Annotated in this window: 19 protein-coding genes and 7 pseudogenes; 13 read left to right on the top strand and 13 right to left on the bottom strand. The window is 54.3% G+C overall.

The window, feature by feature from the left end; genetic code table 11:
• Window positions 1-39: 39 nt before the first annotated feature.
• Window positions 40-810, bottom strand: coding sequence for an IclR family transcriptional regulator (locus AC6I6L_RS17985; RefSeq protein WP_497919135.1), 771 nt, complete (start codon window positions 808-810; stop codon window positions 40-42).
• A gap of 363 nt (window positions 811-1,173) precedes the next feature.
• Between AC6I6L_RS17985 and AC6I6L_RS17980 the strand changes: the two genes are divergently transcribed.
• The 3 genes and pseudogenes from AC6I6L_RS17980 (at window position 1,174) to AC6I6L_RS17970 (ending at window position 2,765) form a co-directional block, all read left to right on the top strand.
• A complete protein-coding gene (locus tag AC6I6L_RS17980) occupies window positions 1,174-1,548 on the top strand; it encodes a Rid family detoxifying hydrolase (RefSeq protein WP_497919134.1) in 375 nt (124 codons plus the stop codon).
• A 453-nt stretch (window positions 1,549-2,001) separates the two neighbouring features.
• Window positions 2,002-2,394 (top strand): annotated as a pseudogene (locus tag AC6I6L_RS17975) (RNA-guided endonuclease TnpB family protein); the annotation flags it as partial.
• Window positions 2,395-2,535: 141 nt separating this feature from the next.
• Window positions 2,536-2,765, top strand: a pseudogene (locus AC6I6L_RS17970) (DUF3006 domain-containing protein).
• A 59-nt stretch (window positions 2,766-2,824) separates the two neighbouring features.
• On the opposite strand, the gene AC6I6L_RS17965 reads toward AC6I6L_RS17970, so the two are convergent.
• Window positions 2,825-3,208, bottom strand: coding sequence for a hypothetical protein (locus tag AC6I6L_RS17965; protein WP_497919133.1), 384 nt, complete (start codon window positions 3,206-3,208; stop codon window positions 2,825-2,827).
• On the opposite strand from AC6I6L_RS17965, the pseudogene AC6I6L_RS17960 reads away from it, so the two are divergent.
• The 3 genes and pseudogenes from AC6I6L_RS17960 to AC6I6L_RS17950 form a co-directional block, all read left to right on the top strand.
• Window positions 3,204-3,622 (top strand): annotated as a pseudogene (locus tag AC6I6L_RS17960) (transposase); the annotation flags it as partial. The gene AC6I6L_RS17965 and the pseudogene AC6I6L_RS17960 sit on opposite strands and share 5 nt — an antisense overlap.
• A 50-nt stretch (window positions 3,623-3,672) precedes the next feature.
• A complete protein-coding gene (locus tag AC6I6L_RS17955) occupies window positions 3,673-4,224 on the top strand; it encodes an MFS transporter (protein ID WP_497919132.1) in 552 nt (183 codons plus the stop codon).
• A complete protein-coding gene (locus AC6I6L_RS17950) occupies window positions 4,221-4,472 on the top strand; it encodes a hypothetical protein (protein WP_497919131.1) in 252 nt (83 codons plus the stop codon). The genes AC6I6L_RS17955 and AC6I6L_RS17950 overlap by 4 nt, the downstream gene beginning before the upstream one ends.
• A 199-nt stretch (window positions 4,473-4,671) precedes the next feature.
• Here AC6I6L_RS17950 and AC6I6L_RS17945 read toward each other — a convergent pair whose 3' ends face one another.
• Window positions 4,672-5,676, bottom strand: coding sequence for an amidohydrolase family protein (locus tag AC6I6L_RS17945; RefSeq protein ID WP_497919130.1), 1,005 nt, complete (start codon window positions 5,674-5,676; stop codon window positions 4,672-4,674).
• Between the two features lie 493 nt (window positions 5,677-6,169).
• Here AC6I6L_RS17945 and AC6I6L_RS17940 point away from each other — a divergent pair.
• Window positions 6,170-6,604 (top strand): annotated as a pseudogene (locus AC6I6L_RS17940) (hypothetical protein); the annotation flags it as partial.
• Window positions 6,605-6,714: 110 nt separating this feature from the next.
• Window positions 6,715-7,389: an IS6 family transposase gene (locus AC6I6L_RS17935; RefSeq protein ID WP_497919129.1), complete on the top strand. Its 675-nt coding sequence runs from the start codon at window positions 6,715-6,717 to the stop codon at window positions 7,387-7,389.
• Window positions 7,390-7,513: 124 nt separating this feature from the next.
• Here AC6I6L_RS17935 and AC6I6L_RS17930 read toward each other — a convergent pair whose 3' ends face one another.
• Window positions 7,514-8,116: a hypothetical protein gene (locus AC6I6L_RS17930; RefSeq protein ID WP_497919128.1), complete on the bottom strand. Its 603-nt coding sequence runs from the start codon at window positions 8,114-8,116 to the stop codon at window positions 7,514-7,516.
• Window positions 8,117-8,244: 128 nt separating this feature from the next.
• Between AC6I6L_RS17930 and AC6I6L_RS17925 the strand changes: the two are divergent.
• A pseudogene (locus AC6I6L_RS17925) lies at window positions 8,245-8,454 on the top strand (TRAM domain-containing protein); the annotation flags it as partial.
• Window positions 8,455-8,475: 21 nt separating this feature from the next.
• Here the strand turns inward: AC6I6L_RS17925 and AC6I6L_RS17920 are convergent.
• From AC6I6L_RS17920 to AC6I6L_RS17910, 3 genes and pseudogenes are all read right to left on the bottom strand, one after another.
• The gene (locus AC6I6L_RS17920) at window positions 8,476-9,441 is read right to left on the bottom strand and encodes a transcription initiation factor IIB (RefSeq protein WP_497919127.1); all 966 of its coding nucleotides are present in this window, start codon (window positions 9,439-9,441) and stop codon (window positions 8,476-8,478) included.
• Between the two features lie 290 nt (window positions 9,442-9,731).
• Window positions 9,732-9,944: pseudogene (locus AC6I6L_RS17915) on the bottom strand (MarR family transcriptional regulator); the annotation flags it as partial.
• Between the two features lie 92 nt (window positions 9,945-10,036).
• Window positions 10,037-10,192 (bottom strand): annotated as a pseudogene (locus tag AC6I6L_RS17910) (DUF7558 family protein); the annotation flags it as partial.
• Here AC6I6L_RS17910 and prf1 point away from each other — a divergent pair.
• Window positions 10,142-11,326, top strand: coding sequence for a peptide chain release factor aRF-1 (prf1, locus tag AC6I6L_RS17905; RefSeq protein WP_497919126.1), 1,185 nt, complete (start codon window positions 10,142-10,144; stop codon window positions 11,324-11,326). The pseudogene AC6I6L_RS17910 and the gene prf1 sit on opposite strands and share 51 nt — an antisense overlap.
• Window positions 11,327-11,493: 167 nt before the next feature.
• On the opposite strand, the gene AC6I6L_RS17900 is transcribed toward prf1, so the two are convergent.
• The 3 genes from AC6I6L_RS17900 to AC6I6L_RS17890 all read right to left on the bottom strand — a co-directional run bounded on the left by AC6I6L_RS17900 (window position 11,494) and on the right by AC6I6L_RS17890 (window position 15,824).
• The gene (locus AC6I6L_RS17900) at window positions 11,494-12,060 is read right to left on the bottom strand and encodes a CPBP family glutamic-type intramembrane protease (RefSeq protein ID WP_497919125.1); all 567 of its coding nucleotides are present in this window, start codon (window positions 12,058-12,060) and stop codon (window positions 11,494-11,496) included.
• Between the two features lie 336 nt (window positions 12,061-12,396).
• Window positions 12,397-13,173, bottom strand: a complete 777-nt coding sequence (locus tag AC6I6L_RS17895) for a DUF4010 domain-containing protein (protein WP_497919124.1) — start codon at window positions 13,171-13,173, stop codon at window positions 12,397-12,399.
• Window positions 13,174-13,178: 5 nt separating this feature from the next.
• Window positions 13,179-15,824, bottom strand: a complete 2,646-nt coding sequence (locus AC6I6L_RS17890) for a PEP/pyruvate-binding domain-containing protein (protein WP_497919123.1) — start codon at window positions 15,822-15,824, stop codon at window positions 13,179-13,181.
• A gap of 197 nt (window positions 15,825-16,021) precedes the next feature.
• Here AC6I6L_RS17890 and AC6I6L_RS17885 point away from each other — a divergent pair, with 197 nt between their 5' ends.
• Entirely contained in the window at window positions 16,022-16,552 is a 531-nt protein-coding gene (locus tag AC6I6L_RS17885; protein ID WP_497919122.1) for a TetR/AcrR family transcriptional regulator, read from the top strand.
• 141 nt (window positions 16,553-16,693) lie between these two features.
• On the opposite strand, the gene AC6I6L_RS17880 is transcribed toward AC6I6L_RS17885, so the two are convergent.
• Both AC6I6L_RS17880 and AC6I6L_RS17875 read right to left on the bottom strand, forming a co-directional pair.
• Window positions 16,694-17,917: an RNA-guided endonuclease InsQ/TnpB family protein gene (locus AC6I6L_RS17880; protein ID WP_497919121.1), complete on the bottom strand. Its 1,224-nt coding sequence runs from the start codon at window positions 17,915-17,917 to the stop codon at window positions 16,694-16,696.
• Between the two features lie 256 nt (window positions 17,918-18,173).
• Window positions 18,174-19,466: an RNA-guided endonuclease InsQ/TnpB family protein gene (locus AC6I6L_RS17875; RefSeq protein WP_497919120.1), complete on the bottom strand. Its 1,293-nt coding sequence runs from the start codon at window positions 19,464-19,466 to the stop codon at window positions 18,174-18,176.
• A 57-nt stretch (window positions 19,467-19,523) separates the two neighbouring features.
• On the opposite strand from AC6I6L_RS17875, the gene AC6I6L_RS17870 reads away from it, so the two are divergent.
• Both AC6I6L_RS17870 and AC6I6L_RS17865 read left to right on the top strand, forming a co-directional pair.
• Window positions 19,524-20,000 carry an MOSC domain-containing protein gene (locus AC6I6L_RS17870; RefSeq protein ID WP_497919209.1) on the top strand — a complete coding sequence of 159 codons (477 nt, stop codon included), beginning with the start codon at window positions 19,524-19,526 and terminating at the stop codon, window positions 19,998-20,000.
• Between the two features lie 2 nt (window positions 20,001-20,002).
• Window positions 20,003-20,269, top strand: a complete 267-nt coding sequence (locus tag AC6I6L_RS17865) for a hypothetical protein (protein ID WP_497919119.1) — start codon at window positions 20,003-20,005, stop codon at window positions 20,267-20,269.
• A 16-nt stretch (window positions 20,270-20,285) separates the two neighbouring features.
• Here the strand turns inward: AC6I6L_RS17865 and AC6I6L_RS17860 are convergent, their stop codons facing one another.
• Complete coding sequence (locus AC6I6L_RS17860; protein ID WP_497919118.1) at window positions 20,286-21,149, bottom strand: alpha/beta fold hydrolase; 864 nt, start codon at window positions 21,147-21,149, stop codon at window positions 20,286-20,288.
• Window positions 21,150-21,217: the final 68 nt, after the last annotated feature.

Raw genomic sequence — 21,217 nt, 5'->3', positions numbered from 1 at the left:
AGCTACTTCAAACTCAGTTCGATAGAGTTGAAACGCAGTTCAGGAATGAGCGATTCGAAGATCAATGATATTCGCAGTACTTTTCACCTGCTGAGAAGCTGTATCCATCTGGTCGATGCTACCGCTAGCACCAGCGATCCCGATAGCGGCGACGGCTTTCCCGCTCTCGTTTTTGACTGCTGTTCCAATGCTCGTGACACCGGCTAAACGGCCACCAGCATCGATTGCGAGACCGCGTTCGCGAACCTCTGCAAGAACCGTATGCAACTCGCCTGGATCGGAGATGGTGGAATCGGTTCGTTCAGGCAGACCAAACCGATCGACGATCTCGTCGATTTCCCCGTCGGAAAGGTACGCCATGTACGCCTGGCCGACGCCGGAAGTATGAAGCGGAATCCGCTTTCCTGGACGGAGGTCGACCGGTACCGCCCCATCGTCGGACGAAACATAGAGCACGACTCCGACGCCATTCTCTTCGGTAAGAAGAAATGCCGTCTGACCGGTCTCCGAAGCGAGCTGGTCCAGTTCGTCCTGTGCCGGCAAGTACGCTTCACGAGTCCGACGCGCGTAGTCTCCGATGTCCAAGAATCGCAGTCCGACGTGATACTGATGACCTTGCTTGACGACGTACCCACGTTTCCGAAGCGTCGAAATATGATTGTGGACCGTACTGGCTGGCAACCCGACGGCATCGGCAATTTCAGTGAGTCGCGCCCCGTTGAATTGCCGCAACGTTTCGATAATGTCCAGGGATCGGGCCGTCGTTTTGACGGTATTTCCTTCGTTTTGGGGCATGGTTTTCGTTGTCAATGCTCTATGCTGATTCGTAATAACTGTTCCCCTAGACTGACCCTTCGACGAAGGTACTTTTCAACACACCTGAAATCACACCTAGTATCTTACACCGGTACGTGTGTAATTTCCTGGCGGAGAAATACGATGGACTTGGACTACAGGCAAGTCGTTCGGAAATTCCAAATCTACTTGGAAGTGGCTGAAACGCCTATTCGCTCGTCCGTACGGTCTTAGACAGGTTACTAGACGGACTGAACACAATTATTACTCTCTTGAAAAGGACCCGCTCGAAATATACCGTACCACCAAGTCTGATTTCGCATGTCCGATCCAACCGGTGAAATTATTTCTACGGAGTCAATAGTCTCGTACCGTCGAATGAACGAAATTGAAACTGATGCCGCACCGGCTAGTATCGGTCCCTTTTCGCAGGCAATCGTCGACGAGGGACGCATTTTCGTCTCTGGTCAGGGACCTGTAGACCCATCCACTGGCGAGATTGTCTCCGAAGATATTCGAGCACAAACGCGCCAAACACTGGAAAACATCGAGGCAATTCTCGAAGCGGGTGGTAGTTGTCTCGATGATACAATTAAGACAACTGTGTTTGTGACTGATATGGAGGACTACGACTCGATCAACGAAGTTTATCAGGAGTATTTCAGCGACCCGTATCCCGCTCGCAGTGCCGTTCAGGTAGTCGAACTGCCGATCGATATTGGTGTCGAGATAGAGGCGATCGCAAAAAAATAACGAGATAATATAGAGTAACAATCAAATCTGTTCACACACCGATACATAGCTCTCGTGCGATCGGATGAACAGAGAGTATAATCCTGGGAACTGAAAATACGTCTGTCGAGTAATGCTACGACAGCCGTCAAATAGGATTTTTGATATTTATCTAGATTGTAATGTTAACAGATATATCGGACGAGATAGTTGGCAGTACAAATTGTTGATGTTTACTCAAATTTTAGCCAAATCACTGTTCTAAGATGAACCAGAAGGCGATCATTTATCCATGTCGGGACAATTTCTGTAGAACTTGGCTGTAGGTGATTAAATAGTATCGTATTTCTTCTCTATAGCTAGATTATACAGTTCATGTGCAGCGCTAGCAATGAGAGAGCGATAGCGTCTAATTTGGTTTCGAGTGGACAGTTGGCGGTCGGACACCAACAAAAAAGAGAGGCCAGTATCGGTTACCGACTCAATGAGTACCGACAGAACCACGGCGAACTGCCGTCCATGACCACACTTCGGTCGGAAGTTCCCGACCTCAAGCAGTGGTGGGACGGTCTCTCGGACGTGTACTCGAAGGTTCTCCAAACCGTCGTCGAGCGGCTGTTCAACAATCTCAGTAGCCTTTCTGCACTCATGCAGAGCGGCTACGGCGTCGGGGTGCTCAAGTGGAAACCACCGCGCGAGTTCCACAGTTTCACGTACAATCAGTCTGGCTTCAAGCTCGACAAGAAGGGTGGTCAGACTGTACTGTCACTCTCGAAACTCGCGGACATTCCAATCCAACTCCACCGACAGATTCCTGACGACGCCGCACTCAAGCAGGTCACGCTCAAGAAGGAACCGACGGGCGAACGGGAGCGATGTCGAACTCGAGACGGAATACGAATTCTCGACCGATGCTGCAGGTCTCCTCGAGCGAAATCCAGCTGATGACGACACACAAACGTCGCTCACTCACTCGATTGACGTGGTTATAACACCACTAACCGGCCAATGACCGAAACGTACACCGCGACGATCGATCGGATCGTCGACGGCAAACAGCGGTGCTCTTGCTCGAAGAGGACGACGAGACCGTCGACCAACTCGATGTCGCCGCAACGACGCTGCCACCAGCGGCTCAGCACGAAGGGGCAGTTCTCGAGATCGCTGTCGAAGCAAGTGAACTCTGCGAAGCCGGATACCTTCCTGAAGTCACACAGTCTCGCAAAGAGTCTGCATAGGAGCGCCTCGATCGGTTGTCAACGAAATTGTCTGAGAAAGACTGAACTGTTCTCTATCTTCACCGGAGTAACCACCAGAACCCACCAGCACAGGTGTATGATCCCCCAGTTCCGGATTCCTGAAGAGTAAACGAGTATGACTGGCGACGGCTCCCGCAACTGATGGTTCGAGATGTGACGTGTTTTCGTTGGGACCCACGCCCACTAACATACACCGTTACATCTTCCGATGACCACCCGTCAACGAAATCGTGTTTAGTTTCTCCGGGTTCGACGACGAACGTCTGTGTGTTGACTCCTTCGTCGACGAGCGTCACGTTTTGGTAATATCCTGCCCAGACGCGATCTTCGTACGTGACGAGTTGACGCTCGCCGTCATCGGTCGTCACCCCGAAGTTGAGGTAACCGGCCGCGTCCTCGTCTGGGACGGTGTATGCGGTCACGAACCTCTCTCGGGAGGAGTTTCGCCCGGCTGATTTAGCGACGATCTACCGGTGCCGGTGGGAGGTGGAGTTGCTGTTCCGGGAACTCAAAACGCAGCACGAGCTGGATGAGTTCGATACGATGAAGAAGCACATCGTAGAGATTCTGGCGTTGTTGTCCCTGATCGTGAGTCGTAATTTGCTTGGTCTGGTCATCGAGCATGCTGATGATAGGGTCGTGTTCCCACCGGAACGCTGGGCGGCGACCTTCCGGTCGCACGCCCAGCTCATCCTCCGTGAACTGAGTGAGTACCTCGCCTACTCCCGCCGCCACTTCTACAGCGACTGATCAATGACGCTCAAAAGATTCACAAGCAACGACCGATCCTCCAAGAACAGCTCGCTACTACCATCCAACCGACTGCTGAGGCTTAGCTACAGACCAATGACGTTGCTTCTTACCAACGGCTAACAAGGTGGGCGCAGTGAGCTATTTGATAGGGATAGTCAGCCAGCCCCACAAAGACAGCCAAAAGGGAATCTTAGCGCTGATCGCGTTTGGCTGGTTCATCACCTTGGGAACCCGGTTTCTGTTGCCTGCGATCTTACCCCAGATCAGGGGAACGTTCGAGATCAGTGATACGACCGCAGGGTTCGGGATCACCGTCGTCTGGGTCGAGTACGGAATTATGCAACACCTGGCCGGATTGCTCGTCGACCTGCTTGGTGAGCGGGTCCTGTTGAGCTTGAGTCTCGCCTTGGCAGGTGTTAGTCTCGGTCTTATCAGCGTTGCGCCCGTTTTCGGCGTCTTCCTCGTGGCGCGTGGCTCGTTCGGACTCGCGACCGGCCTTTTTGGCACGTCTCGTGGCACCGCTCTCTCGCGGTTCTTCGAGCCAAATCCCGGCCGAGCGTTCGGCATCGCGCTCGCTGCGGGGTGCGTCGGATCTGCGACGCTTCCGTTTGTCGGGGGTTCACTCACCGATATCGCTGGCTGGCGGCTAGTGATCGGGCGACCGTGGCGGCGTTTCTCGGGATGACTGTACTACTGTTTACGTTCCAGGCTCTGACATCGTTCCTGCCGACGTGTCTCATCGAGCAAAAGACGCTGGATCAGGGGACGGCCAACGGACTCTTTGCGCTACTGCTCCCCGTCGGGGCGGGATTTCAATTGCTCGGCGGCAGCGCAACCGACTGGTACGGAACCCGACCGGTCATACTCCTCATCGTGTTCGTCGCGGCACCCTCTATCGGCCTCCTTCCGTTTTTTGGGGAGTGTTCCCACTGACACTGTTGATCGTCGTGACATCCACCCAAATCGCGGGGCCGTCGGTGATGAACCCGTATATTATCGATACTCTCCCCGACGAAGCGTTCTACCTGCTGGCAGGCCTGACTGCCGTCGCCATGGCCATCTCCGCGCTCCTTCCAAAACGGCGTGCGTGATCTAGACGCGGAGGAGAGCGTCTCCGACTACCGAACTGATCTCAGTCGACGTTGGCCAGCAGATCGAGCGCGTTGCCACCGAGGATCCGCTCGGAGTCCGGCGTTCCCGTCTCCCGTTCGATCAGCGTGATATAGTCCTCGAAGTCCTTCGGCGTCCGGGCCTCGAAGGGGAAGTCGGTCCCGAAGAGCAGTTGCGACGTTGGGAACTGCATGAGTGCGCTCCTGAGAACGTTGTGATAGGCGTAGAACCCCGCCGTATCGATGTAGATCCGGTCCTCGAGCTGGGCCTGGAATGACTCGAAGTCTTTGACCTGGCCGCCGAGTGTCTCGCCTTTGCGGTCGGCCCACTTCTGCGGTGGGAACTTCTCGAGCATGAGTTGAGCCCGACCGAGCATCGCTGCGATGTTGCCACCGTTGTGGTGGTAAACCAGGTTCAGGTCCGGATGACGATCGAGGACGCCCGTGTGGACAACTTTCGTAATACTCGCGGCGAGTGCGACTTCGCGACCGAACGTCGCGTTCAGCAGCCACGTGTCGTCGAGTGCGTCGGGAGAGAGCGAATCGTTGAGCTTCGGGTGCACCAGAATCGGTGCGTCGTGCTCTTCCGCGACGTCGAAAATGGGCTCGACTTCCTCGTGATGTGGCTCGATCCCGTCCGTACGCGTCTCGAGGGCACCACCGTGATAGCCTGCTTCGAGACAGCGCTCGAACTCCGCGGCGGCGGCTTCGCCGCCCGCAGCCGTCGGAATCGACGCCAGTCCGTAGTAATTCTCGCGCCCGTCGATCCCCTCGAGGAGGACGTCGTTCGCGTGTCGCGTTCGATCGACGTCTTCGTGACCCATATAGTACGGTTGTGAGAGGACGGCACCGTCGAGTCCAGCCTCCTCGTAGTGACGAACGTACGTATCAAGGTCGCGATAGACCGGCTCGCCAATGTCATCATCCATGAATTGATTGAAGAACTCGGTCTCCGGCGGGTCGTCCGGATGGATGTGCGCGCAGAAGTCGATAATTGTTGCGTCCGTCGTATGTACGCCACGAGACATAGTAGCAGTCGAGGTACCCCACTATGAAAGAGTTTGCCGTGTCGAACCGGGGGTGGCACATTTCGGCGACTCGAGCGGCGGAGACGGCGACGAGACGGACGTGAATACTGCGGAGGGTGTGGGTATGTGACATCCTCCTCGCCGTAAACAGTAGTTGCCGATCCAACGCGGACGGCCGAGCAAAGGCGGTTGATCGGACGACATGGATTCCGACGCGACGACGATCTGGGCGAGACAGAGAGAAAGGGAGTGAAGAAACGCCGCCAGTAGCGGCGTTTTTGAGCGTTTCCACTTAGGTACGGCGTTCTGACCGATCATCTCGGTCGGACCGAGCAGCCTCTATCCGTAGTCAGTCACAACAACGAACTCTCGGAAAATACGAGTCGAAATCGGCGGTTTCTCCGGGATAGGACCGCCTGCTATCAGGCCGATGGTCGAGTGGGAGTGTCTGACTAAACCACGGGAAGTCTCGGGGCTTGACCCTGAGGTGGTTCACGACACCGAAGTGATCGAGTATGAGAAGCGACTCACGCCTCAGCAACCGATCGGCTTCGATCTGCTGGTGAATGGACTCGGTTGTCGCCAGACCGAGGCGCAGTGGTCGTTTGATTACCTGTACGACCACAGCCAGTAACAGATGGTAAGCGGTGGCACGGTAGCGACGACGGCCAGAGTTATTGATGGGGCGATCCTTGTGGCGGCAAAGCTCCACAGCGGCCGCGAAACAGATTTTCGAGACGTCCTGGCGGTCGCAGAAGAGGTCGACCTCGAAGCTGTCACACCCCATCTGCAGCGAGGGGACGAAGCTGCGCTTCGAGAGCAACTTGAACGGGGATTGGAGTTCTTAGAGAGTGAGGAACTATAACACGGGTATCGGAGTGATTTCGGGGCATCAGCTGTCTCTACCGAGACAGTCACAGCCTTCTAAGAGTATCTATCTGCACAAGTTGATCAACTAAGTTGACAACAGTGAGAGGACGGCACCGTCTAGTTAGCGCAGTTTGAGGGACGAGCAGGTCGTAGAGTTAGTTTGGATCAATGCTCGCAGACCTGCTCAGCGAGAGGTACGCGGCGGAATTTGATGAATGTTGGGAGCGTGAGCGGACGGCGACGCCCGTCAGGGTGTTCGCCGTCCAGCTCCACGCGACTGGTTGTTCGCTTCGAGAGACACAAGCGATTCTTCGCTCACTCGGCGTTGAACGCTCTCATCAAGCAATCTGGCACTGGGTACATCGGCTGGCTGACAGCGTGCCAGACCCGCCGACGGCGAAGCCGTCGCGGGTCGCGGTAGATGAAACCGTTGTCAGGATTAACGGCGACCGATCTTGGATGTACGCTGCAATAGACCTCGACACGAAACTCATTCTCGCCGTCGCTCTCTTTGGACGGCGAGGGACCGATCCAGCTGCTGCGTTTCTGCATGGACTCACCGAGAAACACGATCTCTCCGACGCTGAGTTTCTCGTCGATGGTGCTGGCTATCTGACTGCCCTCTCCCGATTGGGATTGAGCGGTCACCTCGATTACGTTGATCGAAACCACATCGAAAAGTGGTTTCACACGCTCAAAATGCGGATCGACCGCTTCCATAATTCGTGGGTCGGCAGTCGGGCGAGCGTCAGAGAATGGCTTGAACAGTTCGTACACTATTACAACACACAGCGACCACACCAGTCACTCAACGGACAGACGCCAGCGGAGGTGCTAAACTAGACAGTGCCGAGAGGACTCGTTGGTCGGTATTGATGATACCTCCGACCGAACTTACAGTGAGGAAAAATTGGGGGCAAGATGTTAGTTGATCCTCTCTAAACGGCGAGAGAATCCCGACGTATACTCAGTCGTCAACAGCAGTGGCTTTGATGGTAAGATCAAAGTTGTCAACATCCCTCACATAACCATTTTCATAATAAAAGAATTGAACATTCGTTTTGTCCTCAGGCCCAAGTCTGTGGTCGTCTGGTTCCAATCCGATGAAATCGTCTTCATTTCCAAATATTAGCCAGATACTACCTAGGTTATCATCTTCTTCACTTCCTGGAAAGATACCGAAATCTTCGTCTGATGGGTCATTAAAATCTTGATCCTGCTCACCAGGAACAGCATCGTCGATCTGATTTGCATTCATGTCAAATTGAATTTCCGTCACTTGCGTCCCATTATTCGTAATGGAAAACAGTTCCCTCACCCAAGTGGACGCATTATGGTTAAATCCGCGATCACCCCCAGATGTGAAGTCGATTTCGAGCAAGCCGGCATCGTTTTGTTCGGTATACTCACTTTCCGGTTCAAGAGCAAGCAAGGCATCAGCGTCACCAGTAGTCTCAACCGTAACCTGACGCTGTGCTTCGATGGACGAAAACGCACCCGATCCGATTACCGCTCCCCCGCCAACAAATATTCCACCCAGAGCGACCAAAAGCCCACGTCTACTCGCCATGGAGGATAGTGGACAGGCGATACACTTAGTATTAGGCTATTTGATAATTCCCGTTCAACTCTAAATCAGAGGGTGGTTATCTTTCTGAAGTCAATGAGGACAATCCACAGAGACGAGAGGTAAGCAATCCAGAGTCACCTGTTGAGGACGGCGAAACCCGTACTGTAGATATCGAAGGTATCGGAGAGCAGGGTGATGGAATCGCTCGCGTCGAACGAGGATATGTGATCATCGTCCCCGATACGGAGAAGGGTGAACGGGTGACGATCGAACTCACGGATGTCAGAGAAACCGTTGCCTTCGCTGACGTGCTCGAACGTGAAGACTACTACTTGTAAATCGGCTCCCGATCGTCAGGGTTAGCTGTGAATTCCCATTGCAGCGATTTGCTCTTGATATCGATTCCGAATTGTGACCTCCGTTACTTGCGCCACGTCAGCGACTTCTCGCTGCGTCTTTTTGTTATTACAGAGGAGGGCAGCCGCATAGATGGCAGCTGCGGCATACCCAGTCGGTGATTTGCCCGACAGTAACCCTTTCTCGGCTGTCGTGTCGATAATTTCGTTGGACTTCGCTTGTACCTCTTCGGGAAGTTCGAGTTCAGAACAGAAGCGAGGGACGTACTTTTTGGGATCGACAGGCTCCATCTCGAGGTTCAGTTCCTGTGAGATGTATCGATAGGTTCGTCCGATCTCCATCCGGTCTACTCGTGAGACGGCCGCAATTTCATCGAGCGATCGTGGGATTCCTTCCATCCGACAGGCTGCGTATAACGTACTGGTAGCAACACCTTCGATCGATCGTCCCCGGATGAGGTCCTCATCGAGCGCGCGTCGATAGAGGACGCTTGCAACCTCTCGAACAGAGCGGGGAACACCAAGGGCGGAGGCCATCCGATCAGTTTCCGAGAGCGCAAACTGAAGATTTCGCTCGCCAGCGTCCTTTGTTCGGATTCGTTCTTGCCATTTCCGCAGTCGATTCATTTGACTGCGCTTTTCCGAGGAAAGCGATCGTCCGTAAGCGTCTTGGTTTTTCCAATCGATCGACGTCGTCAGTCCCTTGTCGTGCATCGTCTGGGTCGTCGGCGCACCGACGCGTGATTTGTTGTCACGCTCGGCTGCATTGAACGCCCGCCATTCTGGCCCTCGATCGATCGTCTCCTCTTCCAGGATTAGTCCACAGTCTTTGCAGCTGATTTCACTTCCATCTGAACTTCTCGTGAGCGTCGTTGAGTCACATTCAGGACAGGACCGAACGCCCTCTTGTCCAGTGGTTTCGTGCTCAGTTTCATCATCACGCTCTTTCTGGTGGGTCAGGCGTTCCATTACCCAGAATGAATTGTTCTACAGGGTTAAACGCTGGGTGCAATATGAGATGAGAATATGCGAAGGTCCGGCAATGTGGTTCGAAAATCGAAGATTTTTGGTGTGCGAACGAATCGCGCAGCGATTCGTTAACGCCTGTGGAGACTGTGCTCCCTGTGGATACATCCGTATCTGCAAAGCGCGTCGTGGAAACAGGAAGCCCCATCTGCTCACGGGCGCGAAGCGCCCGTTCGCATGGTCCGTGAGATCAAAGGTCTTACGCCACCCTCAAGGAGCGAACGGCGCAAGCCGTGAGCGAGTAGGGTGGGGTAGTTCACTCGTGAGAGGATGGCACTGACGGCGTCCGTATCCAGGTCGAGTTGGTCAGCGATCGTTGCCGCTTTCCACGCCCGGTCATCGTTCTCGTCGAGGAACAGCACGATCCGCTCGGTATCGTTTCGTTCCTCGAATTCATCGTCGTCGTCGTTCTCGAACTCGTCGATATCGATGGTGCCGCTCGACATAGATTACTGTTGGTACCGTGGGTCGATAGCTATTTTAGGTGTTTGTTACAGGGGGAACCACTCACGTTTGAAGTCCGGTTTGACTCTATCTTTCACTGTATCGGCGTCGTGATGAGGTGCTCTTCGAGGTCACGTGTCCAGTAGGTAGCTGGCCCACCGGGGCTGCACCTCGTACACAGCTGTAACGAGCCCTCGAGATGGCAGAGTTCGACGCGGAACCGCGTGAGCGCCGCGATCGAATCGACCAGCTCACAAACTACCGTGATGAGGGCACCGAACTCATCACCGTGGCCGTTCTGCCAGACAAATCACTCCATGCGGTCCGTGAGCGCATCGACCGCGAATATGCACAGGCTGCGAACAGCAAATCCGATAAGACACGAACCCACGTCCAGGATGCTTTTGGACGCATCCGACGCCTTCTGCAAGCGTACGAAGAGACGCCACCAAGCGGCCTCGTCATCTACGCTGGTGTCGTTGACGGTGAGCTGCAGGACGCCGTCTTCGACGATCTCGACGTTCCCGTCGACGTTTCGTTGTACCGCTGTGCGGCTAAAGTCGAGACAACCCCCGTCGAGCAGGCGCTCTCCCCGTCAGAGGTGTACGGCCTGGTCGTCCTCGAACGGGACCGTGCCGCCCTCGGCCGCCTCGCCGGCGATCACATCGTTTCCATCCGGACGTTCGAGAGTCAGGTGATGGGAAAATCCCGTGCGGGCGGTCAGAGTGCGAAGCGTTTCGAACGCGAGCGCGATCGCCAGAAGCACGAGTTCCTCGAACAGGTCGCCGACGCTGCCGAACAGACATTCCTCGACGAGCCTACTGTCGATGGTGTCCTCCTCGGCGGCACGACGATTACCGTCGACGAGTTTCAGCAGGGTGACTGTCTCCACCACGAGTTGCGGAACCACATACTGGGCGTCTATCCCATTGAATACGCGACTAAACAGGGCTTCTCGCAGCTCGTTGCGCGCGCCGAGGACGTACTGTCTGGTGCTGAGCGCCGACGGGAACGGGAGGCTCTCGATCGGTTCTTCACGGCGCTGGGGCAGAGTGAAGATGTCGGCTACGGAGCTGAGGAAACGCGAACCGCCCTCGACTACGGAGCGGTCGATGTCCTCATCGCTTCTGATGCACGACCGCCAGCAGAGATTCGTGAGTTGGAGGCAGCGACGACCGACCAAGGCGGTGAGTGTCTCGTCGTGTCGACTGACACAGACCGAGGTGCGCCCAGTTCGATACTGCATTCGGGGGTCTTGGAGCGCTCTTCCGGTTTCCGATCATCTAAGCCGAGTAGTGTTGGATGCCATAGCTGTCGTAGCGTCCCAGTGTATATGGGTCTGGAGGCAGTCATCGATCGCGCAGACGAACTCGAGAGGCCGTAACCGGGCGGGATCGGTGTCGCTCTTGCAGACACGAATCAATCACGCCAGTTTCAGCCGTCGTGCTGCGCGTTCAGTTCTGCAGGGAACTGGCCGGTTGCGGTCCCGATACGAACGCCGTCTACAGTAGGTTTGACTGACAGATAACAGATCGAACACAGCGAAGTGATTCACTGCTCACCGACGTTTTCCGGTACTTGTGTAAGAGTTTCCGAATCGCCACGAACGAGTAGCGCTCCAACTGCGACCCAGATAATGATCGTACTAATTGTGATGAAGCCAGCGACATCACCACCAGAATTCATGAGTGAAAAAGTCATCAGTCCAATTGAACCATTGAACGTGCAGTGCATTAGTGTAACGAGTAGAACACTACCACCTGTTTCATTATAGACCCAGCCGATGAGGACAGCCAGTCCAATGAGCAAGGTCATGTACCTACCGAACGGGATCGCTGACAAGGGAGCTCCGCTGATGATAACGAGCGGTGCGTGCCATAACCCCCAAATCACGCCAACGACAAGCGATGCAACGAACGCGGATTGAGTGGCCTGGACCCCTTCCTGAAGGTATCCCCGCCACCCGTAGTTTTCGAAGAGGTTTGCAATGAAACCGTGTGTGAAAACGAGCACGAGAAGCACCACAGCGGTGTTGTTGAGAGGGATGGGTTCACCTTGGAAGGTGAACACGGCGGCGGCGAGGATTGCGAGGGCCGGAAGTAAGATGAACCCGATCATGTACCACATGACGGGGACGCGCCATCGTAACCGTTGGCGGAGGAATAAAACGGGATGTTCCGTCGCTGACCCCCATGTGATCAAGACCAGAGCAGCGACCACAGGCGAAAACATGAACACAGCTCCCAGTACAAGACCAATGCCATCGGGGACGTCAATATCCATGCCTCCTTCCAAATAGGGTGGAATGAACTGTAGCCAGCTCAATCCGAGGACGAGCCCAGTGAATGCGACAAGGTCCTTGTGCTCAGCAGTAATTTTTGGAGTGGCTTGATTCATGATAGTGCTTTTTTGATATGATTTCGACAGTTACGGCATACAAAATGGGGAACATATTTAAAATACAGTCAGGCTGATACCAACCACTGTACTCAGGATTAACAGCCCTATGAACGCCAGTGCCATGTAATTCGTTCCCCCAAGGTACGTGATGACGGCTTTGAAAAAGATGTTAACAAGGACCGCTGTGACGGCACTTATCTCTGCATAGACTGGAGGGACACTCACGTCATAGGTGTTGACTCCGACCAAAATGAATGCGATTACTATACCGAACGCGAGTCCTGGCTTCACTCGAAACTGATTGTCTATCTCGACTGTCGGTGTTTTCGTTGCTTTGTATCGCCTCAACACGAGAAACGCAAAGAGAACTCCCACAACCAACATACCGAGGAATGGTATGATCACTGTTGTTGCTAGGTGTGGAGTGACGATAACGACAATCGCGAATATCTTGCCAATCATGGCGATTGAAGCCAAGAGAGCACCGAACGCGTAGAGAGAATCCACTTCTGGATTCCGCTTCGCCTGCTCGGCCATTGATACCACTGTTGGTGTTGAAGCAATACATCCACCAAGAAGCCCTGTCAATCCAACCCCCTTCTCAGGTCCTACGATCTTCGTGAGTACGTACCCTAAGAAACTGAAGGTCGAAACAAACACGACGACCAACCAAATCTGTCGTGGATTTACCCCATAGAGAAAACTGAGTTCCTGATCGGGAAGAAGAACGAGAATTCCGAGAAGCAGGCCGAATTTCCCCGTTGCTACTCCATCGGCTCGAGTAACCGGGATATAGCTATGTATCCACCTGAGTTCACGTCGGAATTTCACGGGTATCAAGACTCCTCTTCGACTAGTTCGACGATGCCAGCATCACCATCCACGCGAATCCGTTGCCCCGTGTCAATTTTCTCCGTTGCGTTATCTACGACCACTGATGGGATTCCATATTCTCGCGCCACGAGCGATCCGTGCGAAAACACGCCGCCGACGTCAGTGACCAATCCAGCTGCATTCAGGAACAACGGGGTCCACCCTGGGTCTGTATACGGACATACCAGAATCTCCCCTTCCTCGATCCGGTCGGTTCGGGGATCGTGGACGATACGGGCAACACCTTCTGCCACTCCGTTTGAGGTAGCGACACCAGTGAGTGATGAGCTGCTCGTTTCATGCGACGATTCGTTACGCGGTATTTCTCCGTCACTTGTGATGACGCGGGGTGCGTGAAGTTCCTGACTACCGTGGTATTCAGATCGTCGATTAACGAGATCGATATCGAGTGGGTCTTCGGGATTTTCGAGGATGTCAACAAGCTCATCAAGGTAGAATAACCACACATCGTCGACAGACTCAATGTGACCGTCGCGTTCGAGGCGTTTACCTGCTTTGAGGACTTGGCGTCTGAACTCCATCCACAGGTGCGCATACGCGTATTTCGGTGTTTCCCGAGTGGATTTGTAGCTCCTGTATCGGTAAGCGAGCGGACGAACCAGTCGTTTTCGAATAGGTCCAAAAAGTCCGTGGTCAGCTGCTCGTTCCAGTTCGCAAACGGCCTTCTCGGCGTTCGCTTCGAGTCGTCGTAATTTTTCACGATGCTCACCCGGTTCACCTCCCTCAAGTTTCATCTGAATCGTTCCAAGCAGCGGCGACGGATCTTCGCAGTATCGCGGTTTACTCGGATCAAGTTCCGAAGAGGCGCGATGTCCATATACATCGAGGAACTGTTCGAACTCATCGACAAATTGGTCAGCTTCATCCATCTCTCGAAGCTCATTGAGCGTCTTCCCAGCGAGGATTGCCTCCGAGACCGCAGGGGACTCACGCGCGAGATCCGCTATGTCTCCGAGCTCAAGGACCATTGCGATGGTTACGTTCCCGCGCATGCCCTTGTCGAGTGCTTCAAACTCGTCTGCCGAGTCGGGGCACAATCGCCGGAGGATTGTCTTCGAAAGCAGACCTGCTGACGTTACGAGTTGCCGTGTTCCGATCCAGCCAAACCGTGACGTCTCCTCCATCGCCCGTCGGATCCGTTCAGCTTCAGTTTCCCCCGCTCGTATCGAGTCGATTGTTCTCTCTGCATATTCGTCGTACCATTCTCGTGACTGCTCCGGGAACTTCTGGTAATCTCGCTTGAGGAAACCCTGTACTGTTCGAGCACCTCCAACGAGAGCAATTCGGGCTAATTTTCCGATAGCGATACAATACGTTTGCAGTGATTTCTCACCGAGTGCCGACGCCTGAGACAACTCGTGAACGCGCTGCTCGGCAATTGCCCGTTGGAGTTTTGCCCCCGGCTCATCTAATTCAGCGATCCCGCCGAGCCATTTTGATCGGAGGCGGTCTGACCGTAACATCGGTGTGACGTCGATATACACGAACCCACCGGCACCTGCCATCGGTGTGTACGTCGACGGGCTGTATCCGAACAAAGTCTCGAGCGTCCAGCTTCCATATCGCCGGACGAAATCAACGGAGAGTGGCGGCATCGGATCAGTCATTCCCTGGCGGTGATTGTAGCTATAATAGACGTGTAAGCCATTGTCTTCCGGTTCGGGTGTCGGGGTGGGAAAGAGGGACGTTATCGGGCGTGACTGGAGAATCCAAATCTCCTCGCCAGCGAAGCTCCATTCGATATCCTGGGGTGAGCCAAATAGCTCTTCGATACGCTCACCGTATCGTACTAAAGAGAGTACCTGGTCATCGGAAAGGATTCTCTTGCTTTCGGAACCACTCAGTTCCTGTTCGTGGTCACCCACTCGATAGTCGAGGATATCGCTCGTCTCACGGTTCACTCGGGCATTGTCCGCGGTGACGGTTCCCGAGACGACCGCTTCACCGAGTCCACTGGCGGCGTCAATCGACGCGATATTCCTGTTTCCCGTAAGTGGATCAGCGGTGAATAACACACCAGAGACGTCAGCGTCGATCATTCGTTGCACGATGACGGCCATCGCTACGCCGCTGTGTGAAATCCTGTTATTCGTTCGGTACGAGACGGCTCGATCCGTGAACAGACTCGCCATACACTCGGCAATCGCGTCAAGCACTTCGTCGAGTCCCGAGACATCCAGTACAGTTTCGTGTTGGCCGGCGAAGGAGGCCGTTGGAAGGTCTTCTGCCGTTGCGCTGGAGCGAACGACGTACGAGCTGTCTTGGTCGATAAACGCTGCAACTGCGTCCGAAACGTCGTCTGGAATTTTGCGGTTGCGAATGTGTTCTCGTATTTGTGAGGCTACAGCGTGTTGGTCGGTATTCGATTCGGTTCCAATGGTGTCGAGGTCGTCGATCTGTGAGGTGATTGCGTTCTCATCCACGAGGTGGTCGTAGACGGCTGTCGTGACGCAAATCCCTTCTGGGACTGGGAATCCTTCGTTAAGAAGGCGCGCGAGGTTTGCTCCTTTGCCGCCTGCGTACGCGAGTTTCGTCGTTCGAGCATCGCTGAGGGGTATTATTCGCGTTGTGGGCTCGGCGAGGTTCATACGTCTCTAATCCTCCTATGACTACAAACACGTTTCGGTCATGAATACATGACTTGAATACCGATCTGGTTATATACATCATCATCGTTATTTTGTATATGCGAGGATTCAGCGAGGAGGAGCGAGAACGAATCCGAGAAGACCTGATCCGAACCGGTCGAGAACAGTTCCTCAGGTATGGACCGGAGCGAACTCGGGTGAAAGACCTCACCGAACCAGTCGGGATCGCCAAGCCAACGTTCTACCAATTCTTCGATTCGAAAGGCGAACTGTACCTCGAAATCATCGCCCGCGAAACAGAGGCGTTCTCCGAACAACTACGCTCCGACCTCGCTGATGTCGAAGACCCCTACGAGGGGCTAAAGCGTGTCTTCACGAGTTACGTCGAATTTTTCGAGAACAAACCGGACCTCATAGAGGTATTCTCGGAGAATCACCCGCGAGAACTCTTTCGTAACGTCCCGCAGGAGCGAATTGATGAAGTGAAACAGCAGTGGTACAGCGTTACCCTCCCAATTATCGAAGACCTGCAGGAACGAAGTGACGGGAGACTTGCAGAGCATGACCCGGGTGCAGTCTTGAGTCTCCTCCGACCGATTGGTCTCATGCAACTGTACAAGGAGCAAGGAACGACTCGAAGCGAAGCGGACTTCGAACGAATACAGGACTTCCACATCGAAACAATAGTCCGCGGATTAGTTCTCGACGATGAGACTGGAGGGGCGTAAATGCCGTCATTGTGCCAGCTCGTAAACTACCCTACCCACTTCGCTCGGTCTGACGACCTCGCTCGTTGAGGGGAGGGCTTTCGCGTGGACTCCCGTTCAATGCCATCCCCAGATTCTCCGGATCTGGCGGGCTGCGCAAGACTACGTCTTGCGAACACCGTCGGTGGTAGCAGGGGGGACGTACTCCCCACTCACGTTCAGCGTCCCGCGATTCAAGCGCACGTCTACAGGTGCGCCTCCGTCGGCTGCGTTTTGCCGCCGACGGAGATACCGATAACCGATGTTCTTCGCCGCGTTGTAATCCGCGTGGTTCTGATACCCGCATTTCAGGCACTCGAAGTGCTCGCCATCGCGGTTATCCTCATGAGTACAGCCGCACGTCGAACAGCGTTGAGACGTGTGGTTCGGGGGGACTTGCACGGATTCGACGCCGTGTTCTGCCGCCTTGTACTCGACGTATCGGAACAACCGTCGGAACGCCCAGACGTGTTGCCACGTCGCCTGCGGGATGTTCTCGCGGATATGCGCTAGGTCTTCGAAGACGATGTGCGAACAACCGTATTCGACGGCCTCCTCGATGAGTTCGTTCGCTACGCCGTGGAGGTATATCCCGAAGCGTCCGTACTCCTTGCGACCGACGCCTTCGATGGCTCCGTGTGCGGCTCGCGTCCCACACTGTTGTAGCGAGCCACGACGCTTTTCGTACTCTCGACGCCAGTGGTTGAACTCATCGGCGGACCAGAACGTGCCGGTGGACGAAACGGCGATATTGTTCACCCCGAGGTCCACACCAAGGACTGTTCTGTGCTCGGTGTCGGGTTCGGGGTCGTCGGCTTCGACCTTCCGCATTGATGCATGAAGGAACCACTCGCCGTCTCGACGCTGTAGATTCGCCATGCGGAACTCGTAGTCTTCATCATCGAGGTACGTCCGTGGATGGCGGTCGGAGTCGTCGGGGAGGATGTAGTCACATTCGACGCGTCCGTTAACGGTCGAAAGCGAAACGTAGTCGCGGTGGAACGTCGCGCTTCGCTTGTCGTAGACCGCGCTATCGGCGGAGAAGTAGGGTTGCGACGTTCGTTCGCCACGTTTCAGTCGTGCTACACCACTTTTGACGGCTTCGACTGCCCTCCGAATCCCCTTCTGAACAAGGTTTGCGGTAAGGTCGGTTTCGTCCCGCAGTTGGTCGTACAAGGTACGTTCGGCTTTGGCCTTCGAGGTAACGTGGTATCCGTCGTCACCATGCCAACACCATTCGCTCGCGGTGTTCGCGCAGTGTTTGAATTGCTCCATCGTCTCGCGGAGGGACGCATCGGCGTCCTGAGGCACGTCGAGCTTGATTACGGCGGTACGACGGTATTCCACGATATTTCACATAATATGGAGATGTTACTTAAACGTTTGGGGCTAGGCCAGTCGGAGGACGTGGTCCGTTGCGGTATTGTCGTCTCCTCCCCTCTCTACTCTGTTCGCTTCGGTCACTCCGTCGAGGAAGGGGCCTCCGCCTCGCAATTTAGGTGAATCGTTCGAACACTACTGTGAGGAGTGTCGTGATTTTCTATGAGATCTGGGACAGTCGTGAACTGCCTCGGGGTCAAGCCCCGAGGCTTCTTCCTGCGGCTTAGCGTAACACTCCCGCGACACTCTCGGTCTGATGACCTCGAACGAGTGAAGGGGTCGCAGTCGGGCGGTCCACACGCCCCGATGCCTCCCGTCGCACCCGCTGAAAACCCGGCAGGGTCTTGAGAGGAGGCACATTTCTATCGTACTCATACATCCACTTCTTTGCGACGCTGATTCCAGCACCGCGATCCGCATGGTCCTGACATCCGCACTCCATGCACTTGAACCGCTTCCCACGCCGGTTTGTTCGAGCCCGATGCTCGCACTCCGTGCGAGGACACTCCTGTGAGGTATACTCAGGATTCACATCGTCCGATGGAATCCCCACCCATGCTGCCTTGTACGTCACATACTCTCGGAGTTTGGCGAAGGGTAACGAGTGCAACCGGCGGTTCATCCGCGTCCCGAAATCCGCATCCTCACGGATGTTCGTCAAATTCTCGAAGACGATAACCGGGTCTTCGAACTGGGTAACCCACTCACCTACGTCGTGAGATACCTTGTGCAGCTGGTCATGAACGTACCGCTTCTCGCGATCTCGCAGCACATTCTCGAACGCGTTTTGTCCGTTTTTCTGCATGCGCTTCCGCATCGTGAAGAACTCGTGACGACGCTTTTTGATGCTCGCGTAATCAATGACAACCGAGTCGATGATGTCGTCTTCGGTCAACGCAGTGAGAGCGATGCAATCTTCGTTAATATCAACACCGACGATCGTCTGTGAGTCTTCTTTATCCCGGACTTCCGCATTCTTCCGAGTGACGTTGACGTGAAGTTCGTGGCCGTTGTCTACTGGAACGACCTCTGCGGTACCAACACGCCACTTATCGTCTTCGTCTTGGAGTGCGGTTCGCAGTTGTTCCACATGATCTGGACTGCCCTTGAGGGTGCCGCGCACGTACTTGTATTTGAGTGCGCTGATTCTGAAGTGGATGTGTTCCGTGTCCTCGTCGAGAGATAGGTCGTATCCCTCTTGGTAGTTCATTCGAATGGGGAACGGTTCGCGGACATTGTGGTTTGGGCGTCCGTATTCGTCGTCTTCATCACCGTAGTATTCTTCGAGTGCGGTGATAGCTTTGGCAACGAGTCGTTGTGTGGTGTTTTTCACGTGGATGCTGCGGTTTCCGACGGCTTCTTCGATGTCGTTCCAGTCCCAACCTTCTTTGTCGAGGCGGAAGACTTCGTTGACGACTCTGCGGGCTTCGAGGGTGCCGTCGGTCAGGAGAGATGGACTTTCCTCTCGAATGTCTAGTTGGAAGTCGAGAGTGTAGGTGAGTCCATCCTCGTCCATGGTAAGTAGTTCGACGCGTTTGATTGTAAATACTTCGACTGCAGTGGATTTGTTGATATCAGGATAACATCACTATCGAGGTCAAGCCCCGAGGGCACTCGGCCTGCTCTACCTGTAGAAGTAGAAGCCGTAGAGAGTAAGGGGCTGAAAGACAATCGGTATTTCAAAAAACAAGGACTCTGGAACCTGCTAGATCAGAATCCAGATAGAGAAGTAAAAGAAGCAAGTGACGTCACGTTCGTCGAATTAGAAGCCATTGAGGCGATCGAGCGGGATGCTGGAATCAACTTGCAACGTGGAGCACATCGACGTAACATCTCAACTGAAGGAGTCCCATTGAACCATCTCGTCGGGGAAGAATTCACCGTCGGAGAGGTAGTGTGTAGAGGGGAAATGCTGTGTGAACCTTGCGGCTATATGCAATCTCTGGTCGGTGAAGAGGGCCTCAGCAAGTCACTCGTTCATCGCGGGGGACTCAATGCAACTGTGGTCAAGTCTGGCAAAATATCGATAAACGATCAAATCTCGTGGTAACGATGGGTCAAGTGGAACTCAAAATCAACGAATCTGTGACCGTTGTCGTTGAAATAGGAACGGAGAAAGCGTACTCATATACAGTGATTTTTGAAGGCGAAGAGGTTGTCACGTACGAAACGAGTGCGGATATTCGAAACGCCGCAGGACAAATCGGTGTTCGGAATATTGTTTTCCGAAATGAGGATGATTGGTCAAAAGAAGAGGCTGAAAAGTCCATACAGGAGGAGTTGGCCCGCAATGAGGGGGATTTAAGCAACTTGTTGTAATCGGTACTCGCTCCGGTCATTGGTTGAAGAACGCGGAGATAGACGCAGTTACCGTCTCTTGAGCCTCTGGCGAGAGGATATGCTTCTCTCCGTCCAATATCTCCGTCCTCGAGACGTTTGGTAGTTGAGAACGAGCCCGGGGGACAATCGATTCAGATGGGAAGAATGGGTCGCTTTCAGCAGCGAACAACGCAACCGGGGCCGTGAATCCATCAAGTTCGTCGGCAGTAGCAGTGGGGAACTCTCGTTCGAGAGTTACATACCGGAGTGACGCAGCAATCGTCTCTCGAACGATTGGGTCTGGATCGGAGCGCGTGACCATCGCTTTCAGAACTCGCTCCAACAGCAATTCGAAGCCGAGAAAGCGATACAGTATCGACGGAAGTCCGACTTTCATCATCGGGATAAGTGACCCAGTTCCGAATCCTGCTGGCACAACCAGTGCAGCGCTGGTGATTCTCTCTGGTGCGGTCGCAGCCGTCCTGAGGATGATACCACTACCGTAGGAGGTACCAATCATCGGCGCAGACTTGATATCAAATGCGTCGAGGATATCGATTACCCACTCACCGTACCCATCTCCGTTGGGGGCAACTCGTGTTTCGGCGCTGTATCCAGGATGTCCAATTGTATCCGGTGCGATCAGTTGATACTCATCAGCCAGATCGCTGTACCAGTCCAGCGTCATCGGATTTGTGGCGTTACCGCCCTGAAAGACGATTACGGGTGCTCCATTCTCCGGTCCCGCGACGAGGACGTGGGTTTCACCATGTCGCGTCTCAACGTACCGTTCATCGACTTCGACATCGAGGTTTTCGACAGCCAAATCGTACATTTCCTCCAGTACTCGTCTCCCTGTTGATGAACGATAGATGGACATTAGACGATTTGAAGAATACCCGGATCACCTAAGTATATATCGACGAGACGATTCTCGGACATGCCAAA

It is taken from the genome of Halosolutus sp. DAT137, from assembly GCF_059736405.1.
The sequence above is the reverse complement of the archived record's forward strand: the minus strand, read 5'-3'. Positions and strand labels throughout refer to the sequence as shown.

What these genes read in the sequence shown, in the direction of transcription:
- AC6I6L_RS17980 (WP_497919134.1), top strand. Translation starts at nt 1,174, where the DNA reads ATGAACGAAATTGAAACTGATGCCGCACCGGCTAGTATCGGTCCCTTT.
- AC6I6L_RS17875 (WP_497919120.1), bottom strand. Translation starts at nt 19,466, where the DNA reads ATGGACGAGGATGGACTCACCTACACTCTCGACTTCCAACTAGACATT.
- AC6I6L_RS17930 (WP_497919128.1), bottom strand. Translation starts at nt 8,116, where the DNA reads ATGGCGAGTAGACGTGGGCTTTTGGTCGCTCTGGGTGGAATATTTGTT.
- AC6I6L_RS17950 (WP_497919131.1), top strand. Translation starts at nt 4,221, where the DNA reads ATGACTGTACTACTGTTTACGTTCCAGGCTCTGACATCGTTCCTGCCG.
- AC6I6L_RS17890 (WP_497919123.1), bottom strand. Translation starts at nt 15,824, where the DNA reads ATGAACCTCGCCGAGCCCACAACGCGAATAATACCCCTCAGCGATGCT.
- AC6I6L_RS17860 (WP_497919118.1), bottom strand. Translation starts at nt 21,149, where the DNA reads ATGTCCATCTATCGTTCATCAACAGGGAGACGAGTACTGGAGGAAATG.
- AC6I6L_RS17920 (WP_497919127.1), bottom strand. Translation starts at nt 9,441, where the DNA reads ATGGAACGCCTGACCCACCAGAAAGAGCGTGATGATGAAACTGAGCAC.
- prf1 (WP_497919126.1), top strand. Translation starts at nt 10,142, where the DNA reads ATGGCAGAGTTCGACGCGGAACCGCGTGAGCGCCGCGATCGAATCGAC.
- AC6I6L_RS17945 (WP_497919130.1), bottom strand. Translation starts at nt 5,676, where the DNA reads ATGTCTCGTGGCGTACATACGACGGACGCAACAATTATCGACTTCTGC.
- AC6I6L_RS17935 (WP_497919129.1), top strand. Translation starts at nt 6,715, where the DNA reads ATGCTCGCAGACCTGCTCAGCGAGAGGTACGCGGCGGAATTTGATGAA.
- AC6I6L_RS17865 (WP_497919119.1), top strand. Translation starts at nt 20,003, where the DNA reads ATGGGTCAAGTGGAACTCAAAATCAACGAATCTGTGACCGTTGTCGTT.
- AC6I6L_RS17900 (WP_497919125.1), bottom strand. Translation starts at nt 12,060, where the DNA reads ATGATCGGGTTCATCTTACTTCCGGCCCTCGCAATCCTCGCCGCCGCC.